Origin of the sequence: Stenotrophomonas sp. RIT-551 (genome assembly GCF_026241915.1) — a bacterium.
GTDB classification, from domain to species: domain Bacteria; phylum Pseudomonadota; class Gammaproteobacteria; order Xanthomonadales; family Xanthomonadaceae; genus Stenotrophomonas; species Stenotrophomonas bentonitica_A.
Map to the genome: position 1 here is coordinate 532268 of NZ_JAPJIU010000001.1, position 26431 is coordinate 558698.

22 protein-coding genes and 1 pseudogene are annotated in these 26431 nt (G+C 67.6%); 17 read left to right on the top strand and 6 right to left on the bottom strand.

What is annotated here, in order from left to right:
- Positions 1-86 precede the first annotated feature (86 nt).
- From smeD to ORK51_RS02275, 3 genes are read left to right on the top strand one after another with little or no spacing between them, the layout of a single operon-like run.
- Entirely contained in the window at positions 87-1265 is a 1179-nt protein-coding gene (gene smeD, locus ORK51_RS02265) for a multidrug efflux RND transporter periplasmic adaptor subunit SmeD (protein WP_070471921.1), read from the top strand.
- Between the two features lie 12 nt (positions 1266-1277).
- Positions 1278-4424 carry a multidrug efflux RND transporter permease subunit SmeE gene (gene smeE / locus ORK51_RS02270; protein ID WP_070471923.1) on the top strand — a complete coding sequence of 1049 codons (3147 nt, stop codon included), beginning with the start codon at positions 1278-1280 and terminating at the stop codon, positions 4422-4424.
- Positions 4417-5817 (top strand): efflux transporter outer membrane subunit, encoded by a 1401-nt coding sequence (locus ORK51_RS02275; RefSeq protein WP_139146337.1) that lies wholly within the window; start codon positions 4417-4419, stop codon positions 5815-5817. The genes smeE and ORK51_RS02275 overlap by 8 nt, the downstream gene beginning before the upstream one ends.
- A gap of 39 nt (positions 5818-5856) precedes the next feature.
- On the opposite strand, the pseudogene ORK51_RS02280 reads toward ORK51_RS02275, so the two are convergent.
- The 4 genes and pseudogenes from ORK51_RS02280 to ORK51_RS02295 all read right to left on the bottom strand — a co-directional run bounded on the left by ORK51_RS02280 (position 5857) and on the right by ORK51_RS02295 (position 7611).
- Positions 5857-6154: pseudogene (locus tag ORK51_RS02280) on the bottom strand (low affinity iron permease family protein).
- A 76-nt stretch (positions 6155-6230) separates the two neighbouring features.
- Complete coding sequence (locus tag ORK51_RS02285; RefSeq protein WP_019186055.1) at positions 6231-6563, bottom strand: hypothetical protein; 333 nt, start codon at positions 6561-6563, stop codon at positions 6231-6233.
- A gap of 62 nt (positions 6564-6625) precedes the next feature.
- On the bottom strand, positions 6626-6904 hold the full coding sequence (locus ORK51_RS02290; RefSeq protein ID WP_019186054.1) for a hypothetical protein: 279 nt from the start codon (positions 6902-6904) through the stop codon (positions 6626-6628).
- Between the two features lie 254 nt (positions 6905-7158).
- Positions 7159-7611 (bottom strand): nucleoside deaminase, encoded by a 453-nt coding sequence (locus ORK51_RS02295; protein WP_019186053.1) that lies wholly within the window; start codon positions 7609-7611, stop codon positions 7159-7161.
- Positions 7612-7690: 79 nt separating this feature from the next.
- On the opposite strand from ORK51_RS02295, the gene ubiE reads away from it, so the two are divergent.
- The 3 genes from ubiE (at position 7691) to ORK51_RS02310 (ending at position 11411) form a co-directional block, all read left to right on the top strand.
- On the top strand, positions 7691-8452 hold the full coding sequence (gene ubiE, locus ORK51_RS02300) for a bifunctional demethylmenaquinone methyltransferase/2-methoxy-6-polyprenyl-1,4-benzoquinol methylase UbiE (protein ID WP_266083774.1): 762 nt from the start codon (positions 7691-7693) through the stop codon (positions 8450-8452).
- Positions 8453-8520: 68 nt separating this feature from the next.
- Positions 8521-9387 (top strand): GGDEF domain-containing protein, encoded by an 867-nt coding sequence (locus tag ORK51_RS02305; protein ID WP_070425963.1) that lies wholly within the window; start codon positions 8521-8523, stop codon positions 9385-9387.
- Positions 9388-9470: 83 nt separating this feature from the next.
- On the top strand, positions 9471-11411 hold the full coding sequence (locus ORK51_RS02310) for a M1 family metallopeptidase (RefSeq protein WP_019186050.1): 1941 nt from the start codon (positions 9471-9473) through the stop codon (positions 11409-11411).
- A 71-nt stretch (positions 11412-11482) separates the two neighbouring features.
- On the opposite strand, the gene ORK51_RS02315 is transcribed toward ORK51_RS02310, so the two are convergent.
- The gene (locus tag ORK51_RS02315; RefSeq protein WP_266083777.1) at positions 11483-12103 is read right to left on the bottom strand and encodes a TetR/AcrR family transcriptional regulator; all 621 of its coding nucleotides are present in this window, start codon (positions 12101-12103) and stop codon (positions 11483-11485) included.
- 92 nt (positions 12104-12195) lie between these two features.
- Here ORK51_RS02315 and ORK51_RS02320 point away from each other — a divergent pair, with 92 nt between their 5' ends.
- The 3 genes from ORK51_RS02320 (at position 12196) to ORK51_RS02330 (ending at position 14715) form a co-directional block, all read left to right on the top strand.
- On the top strand, positions 12196-13281 hold the full coding sequence (locus tag ORK51_RS02320) for an MBL fold metallo-hydrolase (protein ID WP_429000603.1): 1086 nt from the start codon (positions 12196-12198) through the stop codon (positions 13279-13281).
- 94 nt (positions 13282-13375) lie between these two features.
- A complete protein-coding gene (locus ORK51_RS02325) occupies positions 13376-14107 on the top strand; it encodes a hypothetical protein (protein WP_266083781.1) in 732 nt (243 codons plus the stop codon).
- A gap of 35 nt (positions 14108-14142) precedes the next feature.
- The gene (locus ORK51_RS02330; RefSeq protein ID WP_235319039.1) at positions 14143-14715 is read left to right on the top strand and encodes an HAD family hydrolase; all 573 of its coding nucleotides are present in this window, start codon (positions 14143-14145) and stop codon (positions 14713-14715) included.
- A 167-nt stretch (positions 14716-14882) separates the two neighbouring features.
- On the opposite strand, the gene ORK51_RS02335 is transcribed toward ORK51_RS02330, so the two are convergent.
- A complete protein-coding gene (locus ORK51_RS02335; protein WP_046274250.1) occupies positions 14883-15821 on the bottom strand; it encodes a carbohydrate kinase family protein in 939 nt (312 codons plus the stop codon).
- A gap of 275 nt (positions 15822-16096) precedes the next feature.
- Between ORK51_RS02335 and ORK51_RS02340 the strand changes: the two genes are divergently transcribed.
- The 8 genes from ORK51_RS02340 (at position 16097) to ORK51_RS02375 (ending at position 26402) form a co-directional block, all read left to right on the top strand.
- Entirely contained in the window at positions 16097-17143 is a 1047-nt protein-coding gene (locus ORK51_RS02340; protein WP_019186044.1) for a rod shape-determining protein, read from the top strand.
- A gap of 153 nt (positions 17144-17296) precedes the next feature.
- Positions 17297-18424, top strand: coding sequence for a rod shape-determining protein MreC (gene mreC, locus ORK51_RS02345; RefSeq protein WP_266083784.1), 1128 nt, complete (start codon positions 17297-17299; stop codon positions 18422-18424).
- Positions 18421-18906, top strand: a complete 486-nt coding sequence (gene mreD / locus ORK51_RS02350) for a rod shape-determining protein MreD (RefSeq protein ID WP_019186042.1) — start codon at positions 18421-18423, stop codon at positions 18904-18906. Before mreC ends, mreD begins: the two co-directional genes overlap by 4 nt.
- A 1-nt stretch (position 18907) precedes the next feature.
- On the top strand, positions 18908-20962 hold the full coding sequence (gene mrdA / locus ORK51_RS02355; protein WP_266083787.1) for a penicillin-binding protein 2: 2055 nt from the start codon (positions 18908-18910) through the stop codon (positions 20960-20962).
- Positions 20959-22071, top strand: a complete 1113-nt coding sequence (gene rodA / locus ORK51_RS02360; protein ID WP_019186040.1) for a rod shape-determining protein RodA — start codon at positions 20959-20961, stop codon at positions 22069-22071. The genes mrdA and rodA (ORK51_RS02360) overlap by 4 nt, the downstream gene beginning before the upstream one ends.
- A 166-nt stretch (positions 22072-22237) precedes the next feature.
- A complete protein-coding gene (gene rodA, locus ORK51_RS02365) occupies positions 22238-23338 on the top strand; it encodes a rod shape-determining protein RodA (RefSeq protein ID WP_019186039.1) in 1101 nt (366 codons plus the stop codon).
- 599 nt (positions 23339-23937) lie between these two features.
- Entirely contained in the window at positions 23938-25083 is a 1146-nt protein-coding gene (gene mltB / locus ORK51_RS02370; protein ID WP_261997309.1) for a lytic murein transglycosylase B, read from the top strand.
- Positions 25080-26402, top strand: a complete 1323-nt coding sequence (locus ORK51_RS02375; protein ID WP_070425953.1) for a septal ring lytic transglycosylase RlpA family protein — start codon at positions 25080-25082, stop codon at positions 26400-26402. Before mltB ends, ORK51_RS02375 begins: the two co-directional genes overlap by 4 nt.
- The last annotated feature ends 29 nt before the right edge of the window (positions 26403-26431 follow it).

The following is a 26431-nucleotide window of genomic DNA, read 5'->3' on the forward strand; positions in this document are numbered from 1 at the left end:
TTTGCTGCCTGTTTGTCGTCATTCTTCGCTTTTATCGGAAGTTGGGCTGCAGGCGCGCCCTTTTCCGTCTGCGAGCCCCTACCGCCATGTCCAGAACCCCGTACCGTCTTCTCGCGCTTTCCCTCGCGATCGCCCTGACCGTGTCCGCCTGTGGCGGTGGTGAGCAGGAGGGTCCACAGGGCGGGCCTGGCCAGGTCACCGTGGCCACCCTGAAAGCCGAGCAGGTCGGCCTGACGCGCGAACTGCCTGGCCGGACCAACGCGTTCCTGGTGGCCGAAGTACGCCCGCAGGTCAATGGCATCGTGGCCAAGCGCCTGTTCACCGAAGGTGGGCTGGTCACCGCGGGGCAGCCGCTGTACCAGCTCGATGACGCCAGCTACCGCGCCCAGGCCAACAGCGCCCGCGCCCAGCTGGCCCGCGCCGAAGCCACCGCCAATGCCGCACGCCTGAGCGCCAGGCGCATCGGCGAGCTGGCCAAGGTCGAGGCGGTCAGCACCCAGGACAACGAGAACGCGATCGCCGCGCTCAAGCAGGCCGAGGCCGATGTCGGCGCTGCGCGTGCCGCGCTGGACGCCGCCAACGTGACGCTGGGCTATGCCCGCATCACCGCGCCGATCAGCGGCCGCATCGGCAAGTCCTCGGTCACCCAGGGCGCGCTGGTCAGCGCCGGCCAGGCCGAAGCGCTGGCCACGGTGCAGCAGTTGAACCCGATCTATGTCGATCTGACCCAGTCCGCCAGCGAGCTGCTGCAGCTGCGCCGCGAATTGGCCAGCGGCCGCCTGCAGGACAACCAGACCCTGCCGGTGACGATCCTGCTCGACGACGGCACCGAGTTCGATCACAAGGGCACGCTGGAGTTCTCCGAAGTCAGCGTGGACCCGACCACCGGCAGCTACGCGCTGCGGGTCAAGGTCGAGAACCCGGACCAGGTGCTGATGCCGGGCATGTACGTGCGTGCCCAGGTCGGCAGCGGCGTGCGCGAGAACGCGATCCTGGTGCCGATGCAGGGCATCGCCCGCGATCCCAAGGGCGATACCAGTGCCATGGTGGTCGGCAAGGACGACAAGGTCGAAGTGCGGCAGGTCAAGGTCAGCCGCTCGCTCGGCGACAAGTGGCTGGTGGAGGACGGGCTCAAGGCCGGTGACAAGGTCATCGTCGAAGGCCTGCAGAAGATCCAGCCGGGCATGCCCGTGCAGGCCACCGAAATGGGCGCGGCCCCGGCCAAGCCGGCCGCCGCGCCGGCGGCTCCCGCCGCCCAGCAGTAACCGGAGAATTCCATGGCACGTTTTTTCATTGATCGCCCCATCTTCGCGTGGGTGATTGCGATCATCATCATGCTCGCCGGTGGCCTGGCGGTGCTCAAGCTGCCGGTGTCGATGTACCCGGAAGTGGCACCGCCGGCCGTCGAGATCAGCGCCAGCTACCCGGGTGCATCGGCCAAGGTGGTCGAGGACTCGGTGACGCAGATCATCGAGCAGAACATGAAGGGCCTGGACGGCCTGATCTACTTCTCCTCCAACAGCTCCTCCAATGGCCAGGCCACGATCACGCTGACCTTCCAGAGCGGCACCGACCCGGACATCGCGCAGGTGCAGGTGCAGAACAAGCTGCAGCTGGCCATGCCGCTGCTGCCGCAGGAAGTGCAGCGCCAGGGCATCAACGTGGCCAAGTCGAGCAGCGGCTTCCTGCAGGTGCTCGGCTTCGTGTCTGAAGACGGCAGCATGGATGCCAACGACATCTCCGATTACGTCGGCTCCAACATCGTCGATCCGCTGAGCCGCGTGCCCGGCGTGGGCAACATCCAGGTGTTCGGTGGCAAGTACGCCATGCGCATCTGGCTGGACCCCAACAAGCTGCACACCTACAAGCTGTCCACCGCCGAAGTGATCGCGGCGATCACCGCGCAGAACGCGCAGGTCGCCATCGGCCAGCTTGGCGGTGCGCCGTCGATCAAGGGCCAGCAGCTCAACGCCACCATCAACGCGCAGGACCGCCTGCAGACCCCGGAGCAGTTCCGCAACATCATCGTGCGCAGCGCGCAGGACGGTGCCGAACTGCGCCTGGCCGACGTGGCCCGCGTGGAGCTGGGGGCCGAGTCGTACGACTTCGTGACCCGCTACAACGGCAAGCCGTCTTCGGGTATCGCGATCACCCTGGCCACCGGCGCCAACGCGCTGGCCACCGCCAACGGCGTGCGTGCCACCCTGGATGAAATGGCCCCGAACTTCCCGGCCGGCCTGAAGGCGGTGGTGCCGTATGACACCACCCCGTTCGTGCAGGTCTCGATCAAGGGCGTCATCAAGACCCTGATCGAAGCCATCGTGCTGGTGTTCCTGGTGATGTACCTGTTCCTGCAGAACTTCCGCGCGACCCTGATCCCGACGATCGCGGTGCCGGTGGTACTGCTGGGCACGTTCGGCATCCTGGCCGCGCTGGGCTTCTCGGTGAACATGCTGACCATGTTCGCGATGGTGCTGGCGATCGGCCTGCTGGTCGATGACGCGATCGTGGTGGTGGAGAACGTCGAGCGGATCATGTCCGAGGAAGGCCTCTCGCCGCTGGAAGCCACGCGCAAATCGATGAGCCAGATCACCGGCGCGCTGGTCGGCATCGGCCTGGTGCTGTCGGCGGTGTTCGTGCCGATGGCCTTCATGAGTGGCGCCACCGGCGTCATCTACCGCCAGTTCTCGGCCACGATCGTCTCGGCGATGGCGCTGTCGGTGCTGGTCGCCATCGTGCTGACCCCGGCGCTGTGTGCCACCATGCTCAAGCCGCTCAAGAAGGGCGAGCACCACGTCGCCCACAAGGGCTGGTCGGGCCGTTTCTTCAACGCGTTCAACCGCGGCTTCGACAACTCCAGCGCGAAGTATCAGCGTGGCGTGCGCGGCATCCTCGGCCGTCCGTGGCGTTTCATGGGCGTGTTCGCGGCGCTCGCGCTGGTGATGGGCCTGCTGTTCATGCGCCTGCCCAGTTCGTTCCTGCCCAATGAAGACCAGGGCATCCTGATGGCGCTGGTGCAGACCCCGGTCGGCGCCACCCAGGAACGTACCCTGGAATCGATCGACAAGCTTGAAAAGCACTTCATGGAGAACGAGGCCGACGCGATCGAGTCGATCTTCTCCGTGCAGGGCTTCAGCTTCGCCGGCATGGGCCAGAACGCGGGCATGGCCTTCGTCAAGCTCAAGGACTGGAAGGACCGTGATGCCGACCAGGGTGCGATGCCGATCACCGGACGTGCCATGGCCGCGCTGGGCGGGATCAAGGACGCCTTCATCTTCGCCTTCCCGCCGCCGGCGATGCCGGAGCTGGGCATCGGCTCGGGCTATACCTTCTTCCTGAAGGACACCAGCGGTGCCGGTCACCAGGCCTTGCTGGATGCACGCAACCAGCTGCTCGGCATGGCCGGGCAGAGCAAGCTGCTGGCCAACGTGCGCCCGAACGGGCAGGAAGACACCCCGCAGCTGCGCATCGATATCGATGTCGGCAAGGCCAGCGCGCTGGGCCTGTCGCTGGAGGCGGTCAACACGACGCTGGCGGCGGCATGGGGCAGCAGCTACATCGATGACTTCATCGACCGTGGCCGGGTCAAGCGCGTGTACGTGCAGTCCGATGCGCCGTTCCGCATGAACCCGGAGGACTTCAACCTGTGGTCGGTGAAGAACACCGCCGGTGAGATGGTGCCGTTCTCGGCCTTCGCCAGCCAGCGTTGGGATTACGGTTCGCCGCGCCTGGAGCGCTACAACGGCGTCTCCGCGATGGAGATCCAGGGCGAGCCCGCCCCGGGCGTGGCCTCGGGCGATGCGATGAACGAAGTGGAGAAGCTCGCCAAGCAGCTGCCGGCCGGTTTCGACATCGAGTGGACCGCGCTGTCCTACCAGGAACGCCAGGCCGGGTCGCAGACGCCACTGCTGTATACGCTGTCGCTGCTGATCGTGTTCCTGTGCCTGGCTGCGCTGTATGAAAGCTGGAGCGTGCCGACCTCGGTGCTGCTGGTGGCGCCGCTGGGCATCCTCGGCGCGGTGCTGGCCAATACCTTCCGCGGCATGGAGCGCGACATCTACTTCCAGGTGGCGATGCTGACCACGGTGGGCCTGACCAGCAAGAACGCGATCCTGATCGTGGAGTTCGCCAAGGAGAACCTGGAGAAGGGCGCCGGCCTGATCGAAGCGACGATGCACGCCGTGCGCGACCGTCTGCGCCCGATCATCATGACCTCGCTGGCCTTCGGCCTGGGCGTGCTGCCGCTGGCGATCGCCTCCGGTGCCGGTTCCGGCGCGCAGCAGGCCATCGGTACCGGCGTGCTGGGCGGCATGGTGGTCGGCACCCTGCTGGGTGTGTTCTTCATCCCGCTGTTCTTCGTGGTGGTGCAGCGCGTGTTCAATCGCAAGAAGTACGGCAAGAACGCTGGAGGTTCCGATGCGTAAGCCCATGATGGCCAGCCTGGCGCTGGCCGTGAGCCTGGTGCTGTCCGGCTGCTCGACGCTGGAGCCTCGCAGCACCGAAGTCGCCCCGGCGATTCCCTCGCAGTGGCCGGCAACGGCCACCACGGGGGCAGTGACCGCTGCACCGATGGAAGTGGCCGACATCGGCTGGCGCGATTTCTTCGTCGACCCGCGCCTGCAGGCGGTGATCAGCCAGTCGCTGGAGAACAACCGCGACCTGCGCGTGGCCGTGCTCAACGTCGAGCGTGCCCGGGCGCAGTACCGCATCCAGCGCGCCGACCGCGTGCCGGCGATCGGCGTGCAGGGGCAGATGACCCGCAGCGGCGGTGATGCGCCGGTGACCGAGCAGTTCAGTGCCAACCTCGGCGTGGTCGAGTTCGAGCTGGATCTGTTCGGCCGCGTGCGCAACCTCAGCCAGGCTGCGCTGCAGCAGTACTTCGCCGAAGCGGCCAACCGTCGCAGCGCGCAGCTGTCGCTGGTGGCCGAGGTGGCCAATGCGTGGCTGACCCTGGGCGCGGACAGCGAACAGCTGCGGATCGCCCAGGCGACGCTGGCGACGTACGAAGATTCGCTGCGCCTGACCGAGGCACGCCGTCAGCTTGGCGGCGCCTCGGCGCTGGAACTCAGCCAGACCCGCACCCTGGTGGAAACCGCGCGCACGGATGTGGCGCGCTTTGCCGGCCAGGTCGCCCAGGACCGCAATGCACTGGTGCTGCTGGCAGGCGGGCCGGTCGATGCCGCCCTGCTGCCGCAGGCCGAGGTGACCGATGTGGCCAGTGTGCGGCCGCTGCCGGCCGGCATGCCGGGCGATGTGCTGCTGCGCCGCCCGGACGTGATGGCCGCCGAGCACGTGCTGCTCTCGGCCAATGCCAACATTGGTGCCGCGCGCGCGGCGTTCTTCCCGTCGATCAGCCTGACCGGCAACATCGGTTCGGCCTCCTCGGAGCTGTCGGGTCTGTTCGACAGCGGCACGCGCGTGTGGAGTTTCATTCCCAAGCTCAACCTGCCGATCTTCCAGGGCGGCAAGCTGCGCGCGAATCTGGGCATGGCCACCGCTGATCGCGATATCGCACTGGCGCAGTACGAGAAGGCGATCCAGTCGGGGTTCCGCGAGGCGGCCGATGCACTGGCGCTCAACGAGAGCCTGGATGCGCAGTTGTCTTCGCAGCAGGCGCTGGTGGCTGCGGCGGAGCAGGCGCAGCGATTGTCCCAGGCGCGTTACGACGCCGGCCTGGACAGCTTCCTGACCTTGCTGGACGCACGGCGTACCGCTTACACCGCGCGGCAGTCGCTGGTCAGCACGCAGCTGGCGCAGCAGTCCAACCAGGTGGCGTTGTACAAGGTGCTCGGCGGCGGCTGGCACGAGCGCGGGTAAGTCTGCGCGGGTGCGTCCGGCCGGCCGCACCCGTGTCGGTCATGGGGCGTCGGCGCGGCCATCGCCGTGGCAGCGCCGCGCGCCGTCCAGCGCATTGCCGGCCTCGCGTGCCATGCGTTCGTACTCGCGGCGGATCTTCCAGGCGCTCTTCGTCCAGCCCTTCCAGATCGAGCAGTTCGTTGTTGGCGCCCTTGGTGGCGCGGATCAGCTCATCAAGCTTGATCTGGATCGCGGCGGTATCCGCGTTCTGACTGACCGCCGCCAGGAAGGTCCACGGCGCTCCCGCCGCACAGGACGGCTTCTTGGCGACCAGGATGAAGAGGCTGCGCAGTTTCATGAGGCACGGCAGACCGGGTCCGAGGTGCCTGCATCACTGGTGGGGCGCCGTGCAGGCGCTGTGCAGCCGGGGCGGGTCAGACCCGGGCATGCAACCGCGGGCGCGAGGACAGGTCCTGGCGGCCGGCATGGTAGACGTGTTCCCAGCACTGGTCGACGAACTGGCGTGCCTGTTCTTCGGACAGGCGCGGCATGATCTGCAGCGCATAGTGGGTCTGGAACATTTCATCGCGCTGCTCATCGCTGGCACGCGGTTGCGTGATCAGCGAATCGCAGGCGAATTTGATCCACGGCACGTAATGGCCGAACGAGCCCGTCCCGAGGTTGCCGTCGGCATGACGCTGGCGCCAGTAGCTGACTTCGGCGTCGACATCGATGACGGCAGGGATGGAGATCTGGGCGGAGGACATGGTCACTTCAGTTTGGGAAGAAGGGAATCTGGATGATGGCGTAGAGCGCGGTGCAAGCGGTGTCATGGCGATGTGGAGCTGGTGTGGCGGCTTTCGCCACGCTGCTCGCGCAGCAGATGAGCGTGGTGGACCACGCCGAGCCGCTCGGCCAGCGTCGCCAGCCGGTTGCAGACGGCGACACGTTGCTGGGGATGGGACCGCGTCAACTCATCCTGTATCGCCTGGTAGGCATCCCAGAAAGGCGCGGCGTTTTGGTGGCGTGCGTAGTGCACCTGCAGTCGTTCCCAGGCATCGGTCAGCTCGGGTTCGACGGAGGAGGTGCGGCGGGTTCGGGCATGCATGACGTCTCCTCGACGATGGTGCCCCCTGTGCAACCACCTTAAGCCGTTCATGCAGCGCGGTTGTTAGTACGGCGTGTTCGCCTTGTCCGGCGACCGTCGTCGGTGCGTGAGGGCATCACGCGCAGACACCCACGGCACAGGGCCCTGCGGTCCGGCCTGCTCACTGAAGCATTCAGAACGTTGCCGTGCCCGCGCGCCACCGTTCGGCCCCGCGCGGGCATCTTCCACGCATATGCGCGCGGATGCGGCGGCGCTTACTCGCCGATGTCTTCGTTCCAGACCTCGGGATGGGCGCTGATGAAGCCGCCGAGCAGGTCGATGCAGGCCTGGCTCTGCATGTCGATCACCTTGACGCCGTTCTCGCGCAGCCACTCGATGCCACCCTGGAAGGTGACCGATTCGCCGACCACCACGGTGCCGATGTTGAACTGGCGCACCAGCCCGCTGCAGTACCAGCACGGGGCCAGGGTGGTCACCATGATGGTGTCCTGGTAGCGGCGCTGGCGGCCGGCCTTGCGGAAGGCGTCGGTCTCGCCGTGCACGGACGGGTCGCCTTCCTGCACGCGGCGGTTGTGGCCGCAGCCGAGCAGCCGGCCGTCGTTGTGGTACAGCGCGGCGCCGATCGGGATGCCGCCTTCGGCCAGGCCCTGGCGGGCTTCGGCGATGGCGGTTTCGAGCAGGGCGGCGTAGTCGGGGGTGGTGATCATGCGCAATCCAGGGACGTGAAGGCCTTCATGATAGTGGGCGGCCTGCCGCAACGGCGCCGGCGGTGCGATAATCGTCCCCATGAGCGAATCCCCCTACAAGACTGGCACCACCCATTTCGGCTTCCGCGACGTCGCTGCGAAGGACAAGCAGAAGCTGGTGGGCGAAGTGTTCACCTCGGTCGCGCGCAGCTACGACCTGATGAACGATCTGATGAGCCTGGGCATCCACCGGGCGTGGAAGCGCTACTACGCGGCCACCGCGCAGGTGAAGCCGGGCGACCGCGTGCTCGACCTGGCCGGCGGCACCGGCGACATCGCCGCGCTGATCAAGGAGCGGGTGGGTGATGAGGGTGAAGTGGTGCTGGGCGACATCAACGCCGGCATGCTCTCCGTCGGCCGTGACCGGCTGACCAACCGCGGCCTGGTCGCGGGCCTGAACTACGTGCAGTGCAACGCCGAGGCGCTGCCGTTCCCGGATGCGAGCTTCGATCTGGTCACGATCGCCTTCGGCCTGCGCAACGTCACCGACAAGGAAGCCGGCCTGCGCGAGATGCACCGCGTGCTCAAGGTGGGCGGCCAGGCGCGTGTGCTGGAGTTCTCCGAAGTCACCGCCGACTGGTTCAAGCCGATCTACGATTTCCACTCGTTCAAGATCCTGCCCAAGCTGGGCCAGCTGTTCGCGCGCGATGGCGACAGCTACCAGTACCTGGCCGAGAGCATCCGCAAGCATCCGCCGCAGGAACAGCTCAAGGCCATGATGGCCGAAGCCGGTTTCGAGCGTTGCCACTACAAGAACCTGACCGGCGGCATCGTTTCGATTCACTCCGGCTACAAACTTTGAGACAGCGGTCCGGTTCCCGCTGAGGGGGCTCGGCCACACTGCAGGCAGGCTGTCGAAGAGGGCCTGCCATGCGCCTGTACCGCGGGCTTGCCCGCGTATTTCCCCGCTCATTCACCGCCAAGCTGATGGCGGTGGTGTTCCTCGGCCTGCACGTCCCGCTGCTGGTCCTGCTGCTGTGGATGGCTGCGACGGGCCACTATGCGCGCGGGGTGATGTGGACCGTGGTCGGCGTGGTGCTGCTGGCCACGCTGCTCGGCACCGCGATCGCGATGATGGCGCTGTACCGCCTGATGGCGCCGCTGCGGCAGGCGGCCGATGCGCTGGAGGCCTACTACGACGAGCAGCGCCTGCCGCACCTGCCCGACCTGGGCCATGACGAGATCGGCCGGCTGCTGCGCAGCATCAACCGCAACCTGCATGGGGTCGACGCCGGCCTGCGCGATCTGCGCCGCAGCGTGTTGCTCGATCCGCTGACCCAGGCCCTGAACCGGCGCGGCTGCGAGCAGGCGCTGGCCGATTCGGCAGCGTGGGCGAGTGCACAGGCCCGCCCGCTGACCCTGTTCGTGGTCGACCTGGACAACCTCAAGCCGATCAACGACGCCCACGGCCACCTGGCCGGCGACCAGGTGCTGGTGCGGCTGGTGGAGACCGCGCGGCAGTGGCTGCGCGGCCCGGACTGGATCGGGCGCTGGGGCGGCGATGAGTTCCTGCTGGCGGTACACGCCGACAGCAACGAGGCCGGCGAGCGGGTCACCCGCTGGCTCGCACAGCTGGCGGCACCGGCGCGCGCTGGCGAGCCGCCGGTCAAAGCCAGTGCCGGCGCAGCCCGGTATCGCCCCGGTGATGACCTGCGCGAGGCCTACCGGCGCGCCGATGCGGCCATGTACCGGGCCAAGTACGCCGGGGGCGGGCGGCTGCTGCGCGCCGAGGACTGAATGCGCGAACCGCCACCCATGGCCTGCGCGGGCGCCGGAGACAGGGGGTAAACTGGTCGTTTCACCCTGATCGGTCCCGATTCATGCGATCTCCGTTCCTGTTGATTCCCCTCGCCGTCGCCCTGGCGTCCGGCTGCTCCAAAGAACCGGCGGCTCCGACCGTCGATCCCACTGCCAACGCCCCGGCGAGCACTGCCATGAAAGCCGACAGCCGCAGCCACGATGAAAGCTCCTACGCCGAGCCGGACAAGGTCGTCGTCAAGGACATCGCGCTGGACCTGAAGCTGGACTTCGACAGCAAGCAGATCGGCGGCACCGCGACCTACACGCTGGAGTGGAAGGACAAGGCGGCCAAGCAGCTGGTGCTGGACACCCGCGAGCTGACCGTGGAGAAGGTCGAGGCGATCGCCGCCGATGGCAAGACCGCGCCGCTGCCGTTCGTGCTGGCGCCGGCCGACAAGGTGTTCGGCAGCAAGCTGAGCATCGAGACGCCGGACCAGCCGGCCAAGGTCGTGATCACGTATCACACCGCGCCGACCGCCTCGGGCCTGCAGTGGCTGGAGCCGTCGATGACCGAGGGCAAGAAGCTGCCCTTCATGTTCAGCCAGTCGCAGGCGATCCACGCCCGTTCCTGGGTGCCGCTGCAGGACACCCCGAGCGTGCGCTTCACCTACAGCGCGCACGTGGCCTCGCGCCCGGACGTGATGGTGCTGATGAGCGCCGACAACGATCCCAAGGCTGCGCGTGACGGTGATTACACCTTCAAGATGCCGCAGCCGATCCCGTCCTACCTGCTGGCCATCGCCGCCGGCGACCTGGTGTTCGAGCCGATCTCCGGCCGCTCCGGCGTGTGGGCCGAACCGACCATGGTCGGCAAGGCCGCCAAGGAGTTCGAAGACACCGAGAAGATGATCGGCGCCGCCGAGAAGCTTTACGGCGAGTACCGCTGGGGCCGCTACGACATGCTGGTGCTGCCGCCGTCGTTCCCGTTCGGTGGCATGGAAAACCCGCGCCTGACCTTCGCCACCCCGACCGTGATCGTCGGCGACAAGTCGCTGGTTTCGCTGGTCGCCCATGAACTGGCGCACAGCTGGTCGGGCAACCTGGTGACCAACGCCAGCTGGAAGGACATCTGGCTCAACGAAGGCTTCACCACCTACGTGCAGGGCCGCATCACCGAGGCGCTGTATGGCCAGGAGATGGCCGAGATGGAGCGCGAGATCGACCAGAACGATCTGCTCGCCGAAGTGAAGGACATGAGCCCGGCCGACCAGGCCCTGGCGCTGCCGCCGCTGAGCGAGCGTGACCCGGACGAGGCGTTGAGCCAGGTCGCCTACGTCAAGGGTGCGTGGTTCCTGCAGTTCCTGGAACAGCGCTTCGGCCGCGAGACCTTCGACCCGTTCCTGCGTGGCTGGTTCGATGACCATGCCTTCCAGAGCGCGAACACCGACCAGTTCATCGAGTACCTGAAGAAGAACCTGCTGTCCAAGAAGCCCGGCGCCGTCACCGATGCCGAGCTGAAGGCGTGGCTGGACGAGCCGGGCATTCCGTCGTTCGCGACCAAGGCCCGCTCGCGCAACTTCTCCATCGTCGATACCGCCCGCATCGCCTGGCAGGGCAGCAACACGCTGCCGAACGCGCAGATCACCGGCGAGTGGGGCACCCAGGAATGGGTGCACTTCATCGACGGCCTGGGCAAGACCCTGCCGGTGGAGAAGCTCGCCGCGCTGGACAAGGCGTACCACTTCACCGGCACCGCCAACGGTGAAATCGCGATGCGCTGGTACCCGCTGACGATCCGCAGTGGCTACAGCGAGGCCAACGAAGCCGCCGGTGCGTTCATCGAGCGCGTCGGTCGCCGCAAGCTGATCATGCCGATCTACGCCGAACTGGTGAAGACGCCGGAAGGCCTGGCCTTCGCCAAGGCGGCCTTCGCCAAGGCCAAGCCGGGCTACCACCCGATCACCACCGGTTCGGTCCAGGACATGCTGGACAAGGCCGAGGCGGGCGCGGCCAAGCCGTAATCGCCACACGTATCGGTTGAACAAAAAACGGCGGGGAAACCCGCCGTTTTTTCATGCCTGGGCGGCAGTGCTCACAGCGCGCGCACCGCCAGGAACATGTCCACGCAGTCGTGCATGACCTGCTGCTGCTGCGTCGGTGAGAGCGGTGGCTGGCCGAAGGTGATCTGCGGCCAGAAGGCAAAGGCCTTGAGCATCGCCTGCAACTGATGCGCAGCTTCGGCTGGCGGCATCTCCGAGCGCAGCCGGCCATCGGCCTGGGCGGCGCGGATCCAGCCGGTCAGGCCTTCTTCCTTCTCGGCCAGCTTGTCCATCATCGCGCGCGCCCGTTCGGGCGTGTGCACCAGTTCGGCCATCGCCACCCGGGACAGATCGATGAAGCCGGGGTCGTCGAGCAGGCGCATCTTCCGGGCCGCGAAGACCAGCAACTGATCGCGCAGCGGCCGTGCCGGATCGTAGGGCACGACATCCAGCGCCTGGCTGGCCTCGAACAGCTGCCACAGGATCGCGGTGAACAGCTCGTCCTTGCTGGCGAAGTGGTTGTAGACGGTGCGCTTGGAGACCTCGGCCGTGGCCGCGATGCGGTCCATGCTGGTGCCGGCGAAACCGAACGCGCGGAACTCGGCCACCGCTGCCTCGAGGATGGCCGCACGCTTGCGGTCGGTCAGGCGGGTGGGGCGGTCGGAGGGGCTCATGCGGCCATTTTACACCGCTCAGTTTACTTTTCGGAAAAGGCAAGTAAACTCGTCGGTGTACTTTTCTGGGCACGCCCCGCATGAAACGTCGCCTGCCTCGCATCCTCCTCCTTCTGACGGTGTTGATCGCCATGTCCATTGGCCTGTTGACCTGCGGTGCCCGCCCGGCGGCCGCCTATGACCAGTCGCCCCAGTTCGGCGACGGGCGCTTCCACAACCCCACCGGCAAGACCGATCTCGGCTTCTTCCGCACGGTCGGGGTGATGTGGCGCTTCCTGTTCAACAAGCCGGCCGACGCCAGCCCGTTGGCGCCGATCCCGGTGCAGGCCCTGACCCGCCAGGCCCTGCTCGATGCGCCGGACGACAGCCTGTGGCGGCTGGGGCATTCGACCCTGCTGATGAAGCTGGACGGGCACTTCTGGCTGACCGACCCGGTATTTTCCGAGCGTGCCTCGCCGATGTCGTTCATGGGCCCCAAGCGCTTCCATGCGCCGCCGCTCACGATCGACGAACTGCCGCCGATCACCGGCGTGATCATCTCGCATGACCATTACGACCATCTCGACCACGACGCGATCCAGGCGCTGGCACCCAAGGTGCAGCACTTCGTCACGGCGCTGGGCGTGGGCGACCGCCTGATCGCCTGGGGCGTACCGGCGGCGAAGGTCGTGCAGCTGGACTGGTGGCAGGACACCCGCGTGGAAGGCCTGAAGATCGTCGCGACGCCGGCCCAGCACTTCTCCGGACGCACCCTGGCCGACGGCAACCGCACGCTGTGGGCCTCGTGGGTGATCGATACGGGGCAGACCCGGATCTTCTTCAGCGGCGACACCGGCTACTTCGATGGCTTTGCCCGGATCGGCGAACGTTACGGCCCGTTCGACCTGACCATGATTGAAACCGGTGCCTACGGCGCGGATTGGCCGGACGTGCACATGCAGCCCGAACAGAGCCTGCAGGCGCATCTGGATGTGCGTGGCAAGGTGCTGATGCCGATCCACAACGGCACCTTCGACCTCGCGCTGCACCCGTGGACCGAACCCTTCGAGCGCATCACCGCGCTGGCGCAGGCGCAGGGCGTGCCGTTGACCGCGCCACACATGGGAGAACGCCTGGATATCCGCGCACCGGCACCGTCCACCCATTGGTGGCGTGAAGGACAGCCGACCGCAAAGTAAGGCAGGCCGCCATCGCGGCGACGCTGGCATGCACCGCTTGGCGATAAAGTAGGCGCAGGCGCCTTGTGCGCCATCGACCAACACGGAGCACGCGATGAAACGACTGATCCTGGTAGCAGCCTGCGCCTTCGCGCTGGCCGCCTGCAGCAACCCCGAAGCCGAACGCCAGGCGCAGCAGGCTGCCGCGGCCGCCGCCAAGGCGCAGCAGGAAGAAAAGGCCGAAGGCGTGGCCAAGCAGTACGACATGGCCGTCGCCGCGCAGGATTGGGAGCGTGCCCGCATCCACGGTGGCTCGCTGCTGGACCAGTACAAGGACACCGATGCCGCCGCGCGGATCGAACCGGGCTACGCCGAGGTCAAGGCCAAGGCCGAGGCCGCGCGCGAAACGCGCCGGCTGCAGGCCCTGTGGCAGTACAACCAGATCCCGGTCGGTACCAAGGGCATCCAGTCCTCTGCGCAGATCTACAGCAAGGAACGCGTGGACGTGGATGGCAGCGGCGCCAAGCCGGTGCAGCTGGTGTTCCGCGATCATCCCGAGTGGAAGCGGCATGCCTACCTGGTGCTGCAGGCCGGCGATTTCCGCTGCCCGAAATGCCAGGTCAAGGTGACCGTCGATGACGGCAAGCCGGTGTCGATGGCCGCCTGGCGCCCGGACACCGATGAGGCGATCGCGATGTTCATCACCGACCAGAAAGCGCTGTGGAACCTGGCGCGCAAGGCCAAGGTGATCAGCATCGAGTTCCCGGTCAAGGCCGGTGGCACGCGCACGGCCGTGTTCGAAACCGGTGGCGTGGATACGAGCAGGATGCCGCAGTGGTGGAAGTGAGCGGGCTTGCAGCGATCCGTCACTGGGTGTTCGACATGGACGGCACGCTGACCATCGCGGTGCATGATTTCCAGCGCATCAAACGCGAGCTCGCGATTCCAGCGGACGACGACATCCTGACCCACCTCGCCGCGTTGCCGCCGCAGGAGGCTGCGGCCAAGCATGCCTGGCTGCTCGCACACGAACGCGCGCTGGCCGGGCAGGCGCAGGCCGCCCCCGGCGCCGTCGCGCTGGTCCGCGCGCTGCACGCTGCGGGCTGCCGGCTGGGCATCCTGACCCGCAACGCGCGCGAACTCGCCGACGTGACCCTGCAGGCGATCGGTATCGGCGACGTCTTCGCCCGCGAGGACATCATCGGCCGCGACGACGCCGAGCCCAAGCCCTCACCGGCGGGCCTGCGCGGTTTCGTTGCGCGTTGGCAGGTCGACCCCGCCCAGGTGGTGATGGTCGGCGACTACCGCTTCGACCTGGAATGTGGCCGCGCCGCCGGCACCCGCACGTTGCTGGTCAACACCCCGGACAACCCCTGGCCGGGCATGGCCTGCTGGCACCTGGCCGACTGCGGGCAGGTGCTGGCGGCGTGGGAAGGGAAGCGGATGTCGGTCTGATCGCGTCGAAAGGGCCCGCGCGATCCACCGCCAGGACCCTGGAAAGCAGCCAGGCATGGCCTGGCTCTACCCTCATCCCCCCGATCCCCCTCTGGTGGAGAGCCCCCTTGATGTTCAAGGGGGCGCGCCGAAGGCGCGGGATTAGGTGGAATGCGCGGGCAATTCGGTTACGCGCTAAGCGCGTAGCCGAATTGCTGCTTGAACTGCTCATTGAACTCATCGAAGGTGAAGCGCTGGTTCTGGGTGCCCGGGTGCTCGACCTTCAGCGCGCCCATCAGGTTGCCCATGCGGCCGATGGTCAGCCAGTCATAGCCCTTCTCGATGCCGTAGATCAGCCCGGCGCGGAACGCATCGCCACAGCCGGTCGGGTCCACCACGCGGCGCTCGTGCGCCGGCGGGATGTCATAGGTCTTTTCCGGGGTGTGGATGACCGCGCCCTTCGGCCCGCGGGTGGTGATGTAGGCCTTGACCCGGCTTACGATCTCCTTTTCATCCCAGCCGGTGCGCTCCTGCAGCAGGTTGGACTCGTAGTCGTTGACCACGACATAGTCGGCCTGCTCGATGAAGGTGCGCAGCTCCGGGCCGTTGAACAGCGGCATGGCCTGGCCCGGGTCGAAGATGAACGGCACGCCGCCGTCGAAGAACTCCTGCGAATTCTGGATCATGCCCTCGCGCCCGTCCGGGCCGACCAGGCCCAGGGTCACGCCCGGCACATCCTTCACGTGGTTCTCGTAGGAGCGCATCATCGCGCCCGGGTGGAAGGCGGTGATCTGGTTGTTGTCGTGGTCGGTGGTGATGAACGCCTGCGGGGTGAACAGCTCATCGATCACCTTGACCCGGCTCAGGTCGATGCCCAGGCCCTGGAAGTACTCCCGGTACGGGCCGAAGTCCGAGCCCACGGTGCCCATCGGGATCGGTTCGCCGCCCAGCAGGTACAGGTTGTAGGCGATGTTGCCGGCGCACCCGCCGAATTCACGACGCATGCGCGGCACCAGGAACGACACATTCAGGATGTGCACCTTGTCCGGCAGGATGTGATTCTTGAACTGGTCCGGAAACACCATGATGGTGTCGAAGGCAAGAGAACCACAGATCAAAGCGGACATCGAGTAAGGCCTATGCGGAAGGGGGTTTGAGGCCCGTCGGGCGGGCAACGAAACGGCGCCCTGCGGCGCCCTGCGGCGCAAAGGTTAACGGGTGAGGCGGCTTTGGGCCAGAACCCGGGCTGTCCGGATTGGCCTGAATGGCCGTGAAGGCTGGCTTTCGGCCAGATTTGTCCTTGCTCGCGCACAGGGGGATTGCTAGGCTTGTCGGCCTCGAATTCTGCCCATTTTTTCGCCATCCCGCGTTGGGCGCGACACCCCTCAGGATCAACTCCCAGATGTTCAAGAAACTGCGTGGCATGTTCTCCAATGACCTGTCCATCGACCTGGGCACGGCCAACACCCTCATCTACGTGCGTGGGCAGGGGATCGTGCTGAACGAGCCGTCGGTCGTGGCCGTGCGCCAGGACCGTGCCATCGGTGGTACCCGTTCCGTGGCTGCCGTAGGCGCCGAAGCCAAGCAGATGCTGGGCCGTACCCCGGGCCATATCACCACCATCCGCCCGATGAAGGACGGCGTCATCGCCGACTTCACCTACACCGAGGCGATGCTCAAGCACTTCATCAAGAAGGTCCACAAGTCGCGCTTCCTGCGCCCGAGCCCGCGCGTGCTGGTCTGCGTTCCGGCCGGCTCGACCCAGGTCGAGCGCCGCGCGATCAAGGAATCGGCCGAGGAGGCCGGTGCGCGTGATGTGTTCCTGATCGAAGAGCCCATGGCCGCCGCGATCGGCGCCGGCATGCCGGTCACCGAGGCGCGTGGCTCGATGGTCATCGACATCGGCGGCGGCACCACCGAAGTGGCGGTCATCTCGCTCAACGGCATCGTCTACTCGGCCTCCGTGCGCATCGGTGGCGACCGCTTCGACGAGTCGATCACCAACTACGTGCGCCGCAACCACGGCATGCTGATCGGTGAAGCCACCGCCGAACGGATCAAGGTCGAGCTGGGCTGCGCCTACCCGCAGGCGGAAGTGATCGAGATGGAAATCTCCGGCCGCAACCTCGCCGAGGGCGTGCCGAAGATGATCAAGATCAACTCCAACGAGGTGCTGGAAGCCCTGCACGAGCCGCTGTCGGGCATCGTCAGCGCGGTCAAGCTGGCGCTGGAGCAGACCCCGCCGGAACTGTGTGCCGACGTCGCCGAGCGCGGCATCGTGCTGACCGGTGGTGGCGCCCTGCTGCGCGACATGGACCGCCTGATCTCCGAAGAGACCGGCCTGCACGTGCAGGTGGCCGATGACCCGCTCACCTGCGTGGCCCGCGGTGGCGGTCGTGCGCTGGAGCTGGTGGACATGCACGGCAACGAGTTCTTTGCGCCGGAGTAAGCCGTACCGGCCGTGTATCGTGGACGCGCCTCTGCGGCGTGATGCCGGTGGGCCCCGCTCACCGGGCATCGCCTCGCCGGGGCGTTCTCGCATGCTGTTCCCGCTGCGCTGTGCTGCAACGCGCTTCACCCACACTTTTCCCAGTCGACGCCTGTGCCGCCTTACGCCGGTCCTCCCGTAGCCTCCCGCCAGGGCGATGCCGCCAGTCCGCTGCGCCTGCTCGCTTACCTGGCCCTGGCCATCACCCTGATCGTGCTCGATGACCAGGCCGGCTGGCTGTCGCGCCTGCGCGCGCAGACCAACGTGCTGGTGCAGCCGGTGTGGGCGCTGGCCGGCCTGCCGGGCCGGCTCGGTACCCAGGTCAAGGACAATGCGGCCAGCCACGGCCAGCTGGTCAGCGAGAACCGCGAGCTGCGCAACCAGCTGCTCATCGCCAACGCGCGCCTGACCCGGCTGCAGACCGCCGCGCTGGACAACGCCCAGCTGCGCGAACTGCTCAACGTGGCCGAGCGCAGTGGCCTGGATGTGCAGCTCGCGCCGATCCTGGATATCGACCTGGACCCGGTGCGCCAGCGCCTGGTGTTGGCGGCCGGCACCCGCGATGGCGTGCATGTCGGCCAGGCGGTGATCGACGCCGGCGGCCTGATGGGCCAGGTGATCGCCACCACCGGCAACAGCGCGACCGTGCTGCTGCTCACCGACCCCGACCATGCCGTGCCGGTGACCGTGGCCCGCAACGGCGTGCGGCTGATCGTCTACGGCCGCGGCGACAAGCTGGAACTGCGTGACATCCCGCTCAGTGCCGGGGTGGAAGTCGGCGATGAGATCGTCACCTCCGGGCTGGGCGGTCGTTTCCCGGCCGGCTTCCCGGTCGGCAGCATCACCGCCCTGCGTCCGGATGACACCCATGCCTTCCTGGTCGGCGAACTGAAGCCGGCCGCCCAGCTGGACCGTGGCCGCGACGTGCTGCTGCTGCGCCCGGGTGAAGCAATCCACCTGCCGCCGAACCTGCGCCGTGATGCCAGCGAAGCCGGTGGACCGGCCGCCGCGCCGCTGCAGGAGGGCACGCCGGCCGGCACCGCCGCGCCGGCCAGTACCACTCCGGCGGGTTCATCCCCGGCCACGACGGCACCTGCGGCGGCGCCCGCCAATGCACCACAGGCCAACCGGCCCGGTCCGGCCGCACCGGTACCGGTGACCGTTCCGCGCCGTGCCGCAGCCGAATCCACGGTAGTGCCGAGCCATGCCCGGCAGGCCGAACCCGTGGAGAACCGGCCATGAGCCGCCTGCGCGACAAACCCTGGGTGCTGCCGGTCAGTCTGGTGGTAGCGCTGCTGCTCGGCCTGCTGCCGTTGCCGGCCCTGCTGCAGCCGCTGCGGCCGTACTGGCTGGCGCTGGTGCTGGCCTACTGGGTGATTGAAACGCCGGACCGGGTCGGGCTGGGCATCGCCTTCGCCAGCGGCGTGATCGCCGATCTGCTGTATGGCGGCGTGCTGGGCGAGCAGGCGCTGCGGCTGGTGATCCTGACCTTCATCCTGCAGCGCTTCCGCGCGCGGATCCGCTTCTTCCCGATGTCCCAGCAGATCCTGGCGATCGGCGGGCTGCTGTTCAACGACCGCATCGTCAGCGCGGTGGTGCACATCGTGGTGGGCGAGCCGACCCTGCCGTGGTCGTACTGGTGGGCGCCGCTGCTGGGCATGGCGCTGTGGCCGCTGGTGTTCGTGCTGCTGGACGCGCTGCGCTTCGGGCGACGCGGGCGCTGACATGTACATGCGCCGCCAGGCCAAGAATCCGCATGCCGAGGCAGAACAGTTCCGGCGCCGCGCCGCGCTGGGCTTCCTGGGCGTGCTGGTATGCCTGATCGGGCTGGGCGGCTGGTACTTCAAGCTGCAGGTGATGGACCACGACATCTACGCCACGCGCTCGGAGGCCAACCGGATCAAGCCGCGGCCGGTGGTGCCCGGGCGCGGGATGATCTACGACCGCAACGGCCGGCTGCTGGCCGAGAACGTGCCGGCGTTCCGCCTGGACATCACCCCGGACAAGGTCAAGGACATGGACGCCACCCTGGCCGGCCTGTCCAGGATCCTCGCGCTCAGCCCGGAAGACATCGAGACCTTCGACAAGTCGCGCAAGGCACGCCGCAGTTTCCTGCCGGTCACGCTCAAGCTGCGCGTCACCGATGAGGAGATGGCGCGCTTCGCGGTGGACCGCTGGCGCTTTCCCGGCGTGGAGCTGGAGCCGTACCTGACCCGTCGCTATCCCTATGGCGATCTGTTCGCGCACATCATCGGCTACGTGGGCCGGGTGGATGACAAAGACCTGGAGATGCTGGGCGAGGGCAATGCCGCACTGACCCACATCGGCAAGTCCGGGCTGGAGCGCTATTACGAGCAGCAGCTGCGCGGCAAGGTCGGTTACGAGCAGGTCGAGACCAACGTGCAGGGCCGCGCGATCCGCACCATCGGCCGGGTCGCGGCGCAGTCCGGCAGCGATCTGCGGCTGTCCATCGATGCCGATCTGCAGCGCGCGATGGTCGCCGCCTTCGGCGAGTTCGAAGGCGCAGCGGTGGCGATGGACCCGCGCACCGGCGAGGTACTGGCGATGGTCAGCCTGCCCTCGTACGACCCCAACCTGTTCGTCAACGGCATCTCGCACGCTGATTTCAAGGCGCTCAACGACAACCCGTCGCGGCCGCAGTTCAACCGCCTGGTGCTGGGCGGCGTCGCGCCGGGCTCCACGATCAAGCCGTTGATCGGCCTGGCCGGGCTGGACAGTGGCGTGCGCCGGCCGGAGGACAAGATCCTCTCCACCGGCATGTTCTATCTGCCGGGCACCTCGCGCGGCTGGGGCGATGCCAACCGTGGCGGGCATGGCTGGACCGATCTGCGCAAGTCGATCACCCAGTCGGTCAACACGTACTACTACAAGCTCGCGCTGGATCTGGGCATCGAACGCTTCGACCACTACATGGGCTATTACGGGTTCGGTGCGCCGACCGGCATCGACCTGACCGGCGAGATCGGCGGCATCCTGCCTTCGCCGGCGGCCAAGTACAAATCGAGAAAAGAACGCTGGTATCCCGGCGACACGGTCAACGTCAGCATCGGCCAGGGCGACTGGAAGGTCACTCCGCTGCAGCTGGTGCATGGCGTGGCCGGGATCGCCGATGGCCACCTGCGCCAGCCGCACCTGGTGATGCAGCAGCGGGCCGGCTTCGACGCGGACTGGACCGCAACGCCGCCGGGCGAAAGCAAGCCGATCAGCCCCACGCCGAGCAATCTGCAGGCGGTGCGCGAGGGCATGATGGGCACCATGCAGCCGGGCGGCAGTGGTGCGCGTGCGGCTGCGGGCGCGCCGTATGTGATGGCCGGCAAGACCGGTACCGCGCAGGTGATCAGCCGCCGTGGCACGGCCGCGGTCAACCCGCGCAGCCTGCCACTGCACCTGCGCCACCGCGCACTGTTCGTGGGCTTCGCGCCGGCCGACAACCCGGTCATCGCGGTGGCGATCGCGGTCGAGGGCGGTGGTTACGGCGGCTCGGCGGCGGCACCGATCGCACGCAAGATTTTCGATGCCTGGCTGCTCGGCAAGATGCCCGACGGCCTGGAACCGCTGGACAGCGAGCGCGGCACGACCGCGATCGGCATCACCGCCTTCGATGGTGGTGATGGCGCGGCCCGCGAGGCCGGCGATGCCGCCGTCGCTGCGCTGGAGCTGCTGCCGGTCGTGGTGGGCGTGCCTGCGCCTGCGCCGGAACCCGGCGCGCCCGTGCCCAGTGCCACCGCGCCCCCGACCGCACCGGAGCGGCCCCGATGAAGGTCTTCCTGCGCTGGGCGGTCGATATGGCCGTCCGCTTCAGCAGCTCGCTGGATTGGGTGCTTTGCCTGGCATTGGGCGCGCTGATGCTGATCGGCCTGGCGGTGCTCAAGAGCGCCGGTGGCGACGGCCTGGTGTTCGCGCAGGGCGCGCGTTTCGCGGTCGGCCTGGCCGCGATGTGGGCGATTTCGCGGGTCTCGATCCTGCGCATCCGCTCGGCCACGCCCCTGATCTACGCGGTGTCGATGATTCCGCTGCTGGCCGTGTTCGTGCTGGGCACCGGCAAGTACGGCCGGCAGTGGCTGGATCTGAAGCTGTTCTACCTGCAGCCGGCCGAGCTGCTCAAGGTCAGCCTGCCGATGATGGTGGCCTGGTACCTGCATCGCATGCCGCTGCCGCCACGTTTCTCCACGGTGCTGACCAGTGCGGTGATCATCGGCGTGCCGACCGGGCTGGTGATGCTGCAGCCGGATTTCGGCACCGGCGTGTTGATCGCCGCCAGCGGCGCGTTCGTGCTGCTGCTGGCCGGCCTGCCGTGGTGGTGGGTGGGCGTGGCGGTCGGCGGGGTTGCCGCGGCCGCGCCGGTGGCCTGGTTCTGGCTGCTGCGCCCGTACCAGAAGGACCGCATCATGATGTTCATGGACCCGGAAAGCGATGCGCTCGGTGCGGGCTGGAACATCATCCAGTCCAAGATCGCGATCGGCTCGGGCGGCTTCGATGGCAAGGGCTGGGGCCAGGGCTCGCAGTCGCACCTGAACTTCATTCCCGAACAGACCACCGACTTCGCCTTCTCCGTGCTCAGTGAAGAGTTCGGCTGGATCGGCGTGGCCATCGTGCTCGCCCTGTACCTGGTGGTGATCGGGCGCTGCCTGTGGATCGCCTCGCAGTCGCGCGATACCTATTCACGGCTGCTGGCCGGCGCGACCGGGCTGGCGTTCTTCGTGTATGTGCTGGTCAACGGCGGCATGATTTCCGGTTTGTTGCCGGTGGTGGGCGTGCCGATGCCCTTGATCAGTTACGGCGGCACCTCGGCGGTATCGCTGCTGGCCGGCTTCGGCCTGGTGATGGCCGTGCGTCGCCACAATCCGGTGCACGGCGGCTACGGCTGAGTGCGCGCGATGCGTACGCCGCGCACCGGCGGTACGTGTCGGCTAAGGATTGGGGTGCCCACGCGTGTTACGGTCCTGCGCTCGCGCCGGCCCGCATCGCGGGTCCGCTTTCTGTTCGCCGTGTCGCCTCCTGCTGTGCGTCGCGTCATCCACAGGAGTCGTCCGCATGGTCGAACTACTGCAGCGCGCACGCGCCGTGTTCCATTTCTTCTTCCGCACGCTGGACCTCCCGCTGCTGGGCGCCTTGTGCCTGCTGATGGTGGCCGGCCTGGCCGTGCTGCACAGCGTGGACGGGCCCGTGCATGCGCAGGCGATGCGCTACGGCGCCGGGCTTGCCGCCCTGTGGGGGCTGTCGCGGCTGCCGGTGGTGGAACTGCGCGCGTGGTCGCCGTGGATCTACACCCTGTCCCTGCTGCCGCTGCTGGCAGTGTATGTGGTGGGCACCGGCAAATACGGCCAGCGCTGGTTGAACCTGGGCGTGTTCTACCTGCAGCCCTCCGAGCTGCTCAAGCTGAGCCTGCCGATGATGATGGCCTGGTACCTGCACAAACAGCCGTTGCCGCCGCGGCCGCGTGCGGTACTCACCGCCGCGATGCTGATCGGTGGCCCCGCCGTGCTGATCCTGCTGCAGCCCAACCTCGGCACCGCCACGCTGGTGACCGCCAGCGGGGTGTTCGCGCTGCTGTTGGCGGGCCTGCGCTGGTGGTGGATGGCCGTGGCCCTGGGCGGGCTGTCGGTCGCTGCGCCGCTGGCCTGGTTCGGGCTGCTGCGCCAGTACCAGAAGGATCGTGTGCTGACCTTCCTGTACCCGGAGAACGATCCGCTGGGCACCGGCTGGAACATCATCCAGTCCAAGATCGCGATCGGCTCGGGCGGCATGCACGGCAAAGGCTGGGGGCAGGGGACCCAGGCCACGCTGGATTTCCTGCCCGAGTACACCACCGACTTCGCCTTCTCGGTGCTGGCCGAGGAGTTCGGCTGGGTCGGCGTGGCGGTGGTGCTCAGCCTGTTCCTGTTCGTCACCGCGCGCTGCCTGTGGATCGCCAGCCAATCGCGCTGTGGCTACTCGCGCCTGTTGGTGGGCACCACCGGCCTGGTGTTCTTCGTCTATGTGCTGGTCAACGGCGGCATGATCTCCGGCCTGCTGCCGGTGGTGGGCGTGCCGATGCCGCTGATCAGCTATGGCGGCACCTCGGCGGTCTCGCTGCTGGCCAGTTTCGGGCTGGTCATGGCCGCACGACAGCACCAGCCGGTGCATGCCACATGAGCGAGGTTTGCGCAGCCGTTGCGCGGGCACCCATGGGGAAACGGTTTCAGGTGCACACGTTGTCAACGCGCGCGGGCAAAAGTGAGAAGTGGCGCACAGATATGAAGTGACTTGATCTCGATCAATGGACTTGTCGTAAACGGCCTGCACAATGGCGGCCCGCCAACAACGACGCGCTGAGCCAAGCATCGCGGAGGGGGAGTCTGGCGGGGAGTAGTTGACCTCACAGGCAGAGGGGCGAAGCGCGCGCTGGGGAGATGCGCGCCGCGCCGCTGCCGATCAGGTCCGGTTTGGCCGGTTGCGTCTGCGGGGATGGGGACGCAACCGGCGAACCTCTTGTGCCGTTCCTACCAACTTCCAAAAGTGAGACGTGCGTTGCGTGGCCGCCCTTGCTGGGCTGCCCCGGCCGCCCGGCGGCGGGCCGTGCCGCACACCGGTACCGCCGCGATCGTGGCGCCCCCCTGCAGCAATACATGAATGGGCGCCGGTCATGCGCCTGTCTACACATGGCCTTAACGGCAGTGGAGAAACTCGGGCAATCCGTTGAGATTCATGGTCTTAGGGGTTTTAATTCATCCATGACCTGCTAACCTGCCGCGATGATTCGACGCTCCCTGGCCTGCATGCTCACGCTCGGTTTGGTCGCTTGTGCGACCCAGCCGCAGACTCCTTCACCGACGCCGCAGGCCTCGGGTGTTCCCGTCACGCCGGCCCCCGGCAGCAAGGGTCCGGCCGAAGCTGCCCCGGAGGCAGCTGGGGCCAACGCCGCCCCGGTGGATCTGACCCCGGTGCCCTTCGAGGTGGCCCGCGCCAACTTCGTGCGCGATACCGCCGCCCGTTACGGCATTCCGGCCGCGCAGATCGAGGCGACACTTGCCCAGGCGCAGATCCGTGATCCGATCATCGCCGCGATGTCGCGCCCGGCCGAGCGGGTCAAACCGTGGAACGAGTACCGGCCGATGTTCATCAGCCAGGCGCGGATCGAGGGCGGAAAGAAATTCCTCGCCCAGCACCGCGATGAGTTGATGCGCGTGCAGCAGCGCACCGGCGTCCCGGCCGAGGTGATCGTGGCGATCATCGGCGTGGAAACCAGCTACGGCGGCAATACCGGCAACTACCGCGTGCTCGATGCGCTGTACACACTGGCCTTCAAGTACCCGCGCAGCGGCGACCCGGCCAAGCTTGAACGTGAAGTGCGCCGCGAGCTGTTCTTCCGCGACGAGCTCTCGCGCCTGTTCGCGCTGACCCGCGATGAAAAGCTGGACATCACCGCGATCAAGGGCAGCTACGCCGGCGCGATGGGCATGGGCCAGTTCATGCCCTCCAGCTATCTGGACTATGCGGTGGACGGCAACGGCGATGGCCGCCGCGATCTGTTCAACAGCTACGACGACGTGTTCTCGTCGATCGCCAATTACTTCGTCAAGAAGGGCGGTTGGGTCCGTGGTGGCCCGGTGGCCGTGCCGGCCACGCTGCAGGCCGGTCGCGAGGAATTCAATCCGACCGAATGGGCGCCGACCTGGACGCTGTCGCAGCTGGCCCAGCGCGGGTACCAGCCCAGCGTGCCGGTCGCCGCGGGCCTGACCGCCACCCCGATCACCCTGGAAGGCAGCACCGGCAAGCAGTACTGGCTGGGCTTCCAGAACTACTACGCCATTACCCGCTACAACCTCTCGAAAATGTATGCGATGGCCGTGTACCAGCTGTCCCAGGCCATTGCTGGACAGGAGTTGCCGCCGGCATGAACACGATCGCACGCTCCAGATGGCTGATCCCGGGTCTGTTGATACTGGCACTGGCCGCCTGCAGCAGTGCGCCGAAGAAACCCGGTGCCAGCAGCGCCGGCAGCAGCAAGCCGTCCGCCGCGGTGGTGCAGGGCAAGGGCGGGCGTCCGGCGCATTGTCCGGAAGGCTCTCCCTACAAGGCGGCTGCTGAAGATCCCAGCACGCGCGGCGATTACCGCGCCGGCGGTCTGTACAAGCCGGGCGTGAATGACAGCACCCCCACCTACATCCCGAACGTGGCCTGCATCCCCGAGCCGGAAGTGGTCGATCTGCCGCGCTCGCCGATCGGCAACAAATCGCCGTACGTCGTGCTGGGCAAGCAGTACCAGGTGATGGACAAGACCCGCGGCTACGCCGAGAAGGGCACTGCTTCCTACTATGGCGCCAAGTTCCACGGCCGCCTGACTTCCAACCGCGAGGTGTACGACATGTACGCCTTCACCGCCGCGCACAAGACACTGCCGCTGCCGAGCTTTGCCCGGGTGACCAACCTGGACAACGGCGAATCGGTGATCGTGCGCGTCAACGATCGCGGCCCGTTCCACGACGGGCGCGTGGTCGATCTCAGTTATGCCGCCGCCGTGCGCCTGGGCATCACCCAGCGCGGCACCGGCAACGTGGAGGTGCGTGCGCTGGCACCGGGGGATGACAACCTGATGGTCGACAAGCCCAGCCGCCGCGAGCGCCGCGAGGTCGCCGCCGCTGCGGCTGCCGCCGCCTCCGCCTCCGCGCCCGCCGCTGCCGTGCGCAGTGCCAGCGAGATGGATGCGCTGGTCGGCAAGCTGCCGGCCGCCACGGCGACCGCCGCCGCCAAACCGGCCGGCGAGAAGTACCGCTACCGCGTGGCCGATTCGGCCAAGCCGGGCAACGCCGACAACTTCGATCACTGGATGCGCGACAACGGTGTGCGCGTTGCCACCGGCAAGCCCGCCACCACCCAGGCTGCCAGCGTCAACAGTGCGCCGGTGGCGGTGGCCGCATTGCCCGCCGCCGCACCCGCGGCACGCCCGGCACCGGCCCCCGGTGCAACGCTTTCCCAGCAGGTGCTCGGCAGCGTGCTGCTGCAGGTCGCCAGCTTCGCCAGCCGTGACAACGCCACCCGCGCGCTCGGCCAGCTGTCCTCGGCGGGCATCGCCGGGGCCAGCATCAGCGACATCGTCAGTGGCGGGCGCACCCTGTGGCGCCTGCGCGTGCCGGCCCCCGACCATGCCAGCGCCTCGGAACTTGCCGGCCGGATTGCCGGTCTGGGCTTCGGGGCGCCGCAGATCGTGAAGGACTGAGCCTTCCACTGCCCGCGGCACGCCAGCGC

Coding starts and splice junctions, on each gene's coding strand:
- smeD (WP_070471921.1), top strand. CDS start 87: ATGTCCAGAACCCCGTACCGTCTTCTCGCGCTTTCCCTCGCGATCGCC.
- smeE (WP_070471923.1), top strand. CDS start 1,278: ATGGCACGTTTTTTCATTGATCGCCCCATCTTCGCGTGGGTGATTGCG.
- ORK51_RS02275 (WP_139146337.1), top strand. CDS start 4,417: ATGCGTAAGCCCATGATGGCCAGCCTGGCGCTGGCCGTGAGCCTGGTG.
- ORK51_RS02285 (WP_019186055.1), bottom strand. CDS start 6,563: ATGTCCTCCGCCCAGATCTCCATCCCTGCCGTCATCGATGTCGACGCC.
- ORK51_RS02290 (WP_019186054.1), bottom strand. CDS start 6,904: ATGCATGCCCGAACCCGCCGCACCTCCTCCGTCGAACCCGAGCTGACC.
- ORK51_RS02295 (WP_019186053.1), bottom strand. CDS start 7,611: ATGATCACCACCCCCGACTACGCCGCCCTGCTCGAAACCGCCATCGCC.
- ubiE (WP_266083774.1), top strand. CDS start 7,691: ATGAGCGAATCCCCCTACAAGACTGGCACCACCCATTTCGGCTTCCGC.
- ORK51_RS02305 (WP_070425963.1), top strand. CDS start 8,521: ATGCGCCTGTACCGCGGGCTTGCCCGCGTATTTCCCCGCTCATTCACC.
- ORK51_RS02310 (WP_019186050.1), top strand. CDS start 9,471: ATGCGATCTCCGTTCCTGTTGATTCCCCTCGCCGTCGCCCTGGCGTCC.
- ORK51_RS02315 (WP_266083777.1), bottom strand. CDS start 12,103: ATGAGCCCCTCCGACCGCCCCACCCGCCTGACCGACCGCAAGCGTGCG.
- ORK51_RS02325 (WP_266083781.1), top strand. CDS start 13,376: ATGAAACGACTGATCCTGGTAGCAGCCTGCGCCTTCGCGCTGGCCGCC.
- ORK51_RS02330 (WP_235319039.1), top strand. CDS start 14,143: ATGGACGGCACGCTGACCATCGCGGTGCATGATTTCCAGCGCATCAAA.
- ORK51_RS02335 (WP_046274250.1), bottom strand. CDS start 15,821: ATGTCCGCTTTGATCTGTGGTTCTCTTGCCTTCGACACCATCATGGTG.
- ORK51_RS02340 (WP_019186044.1), top strand. CDS start 16,097: ATGTTCAAGAAACTGCGTGGCATGTTCTCCAATGACCTGTCCATCGAC.
- mreD (WP_019186042.1), top strand. CDS start 18,421: ATGAGCCGCCTGCGCGACAAACCCTGGGTGCTGCCGGTCAGTCTGGTG.
- mrdA (WP_266083787.1), top strand. CDS start 18,908: ATGTACATGCGCCGCCAGGCCAAGAATCCGCATGCCGAGGCAGAACAG.
- rodA (WP_019186040.1), top strand. CDS start 20,959: ATGAAGGTCTTCCTGCGCTGGGCGGTCGATATGGCCGTCCGCTTCAGC.
- rodA (WP_019186039.1), top strand. CDS start 22,238: ATGGTCGAACTACTGCAGCGCGCACGCGCCGTGTTCCATTTCTTCTTC.
- mltB (WP_261997309.1), top strand. CDS start 23,938: ATGATTCGACGCTCCCTGGCCTGCATGCTCACGCTCGGTTTGGTCGCT.
- ORK51_RS02375 (WP_070425953.1), top strand. CDS start 25,080: ATGAACACGATCGCACGCTCCAGATGGCTGATCCCGGGTCTGTTGATA.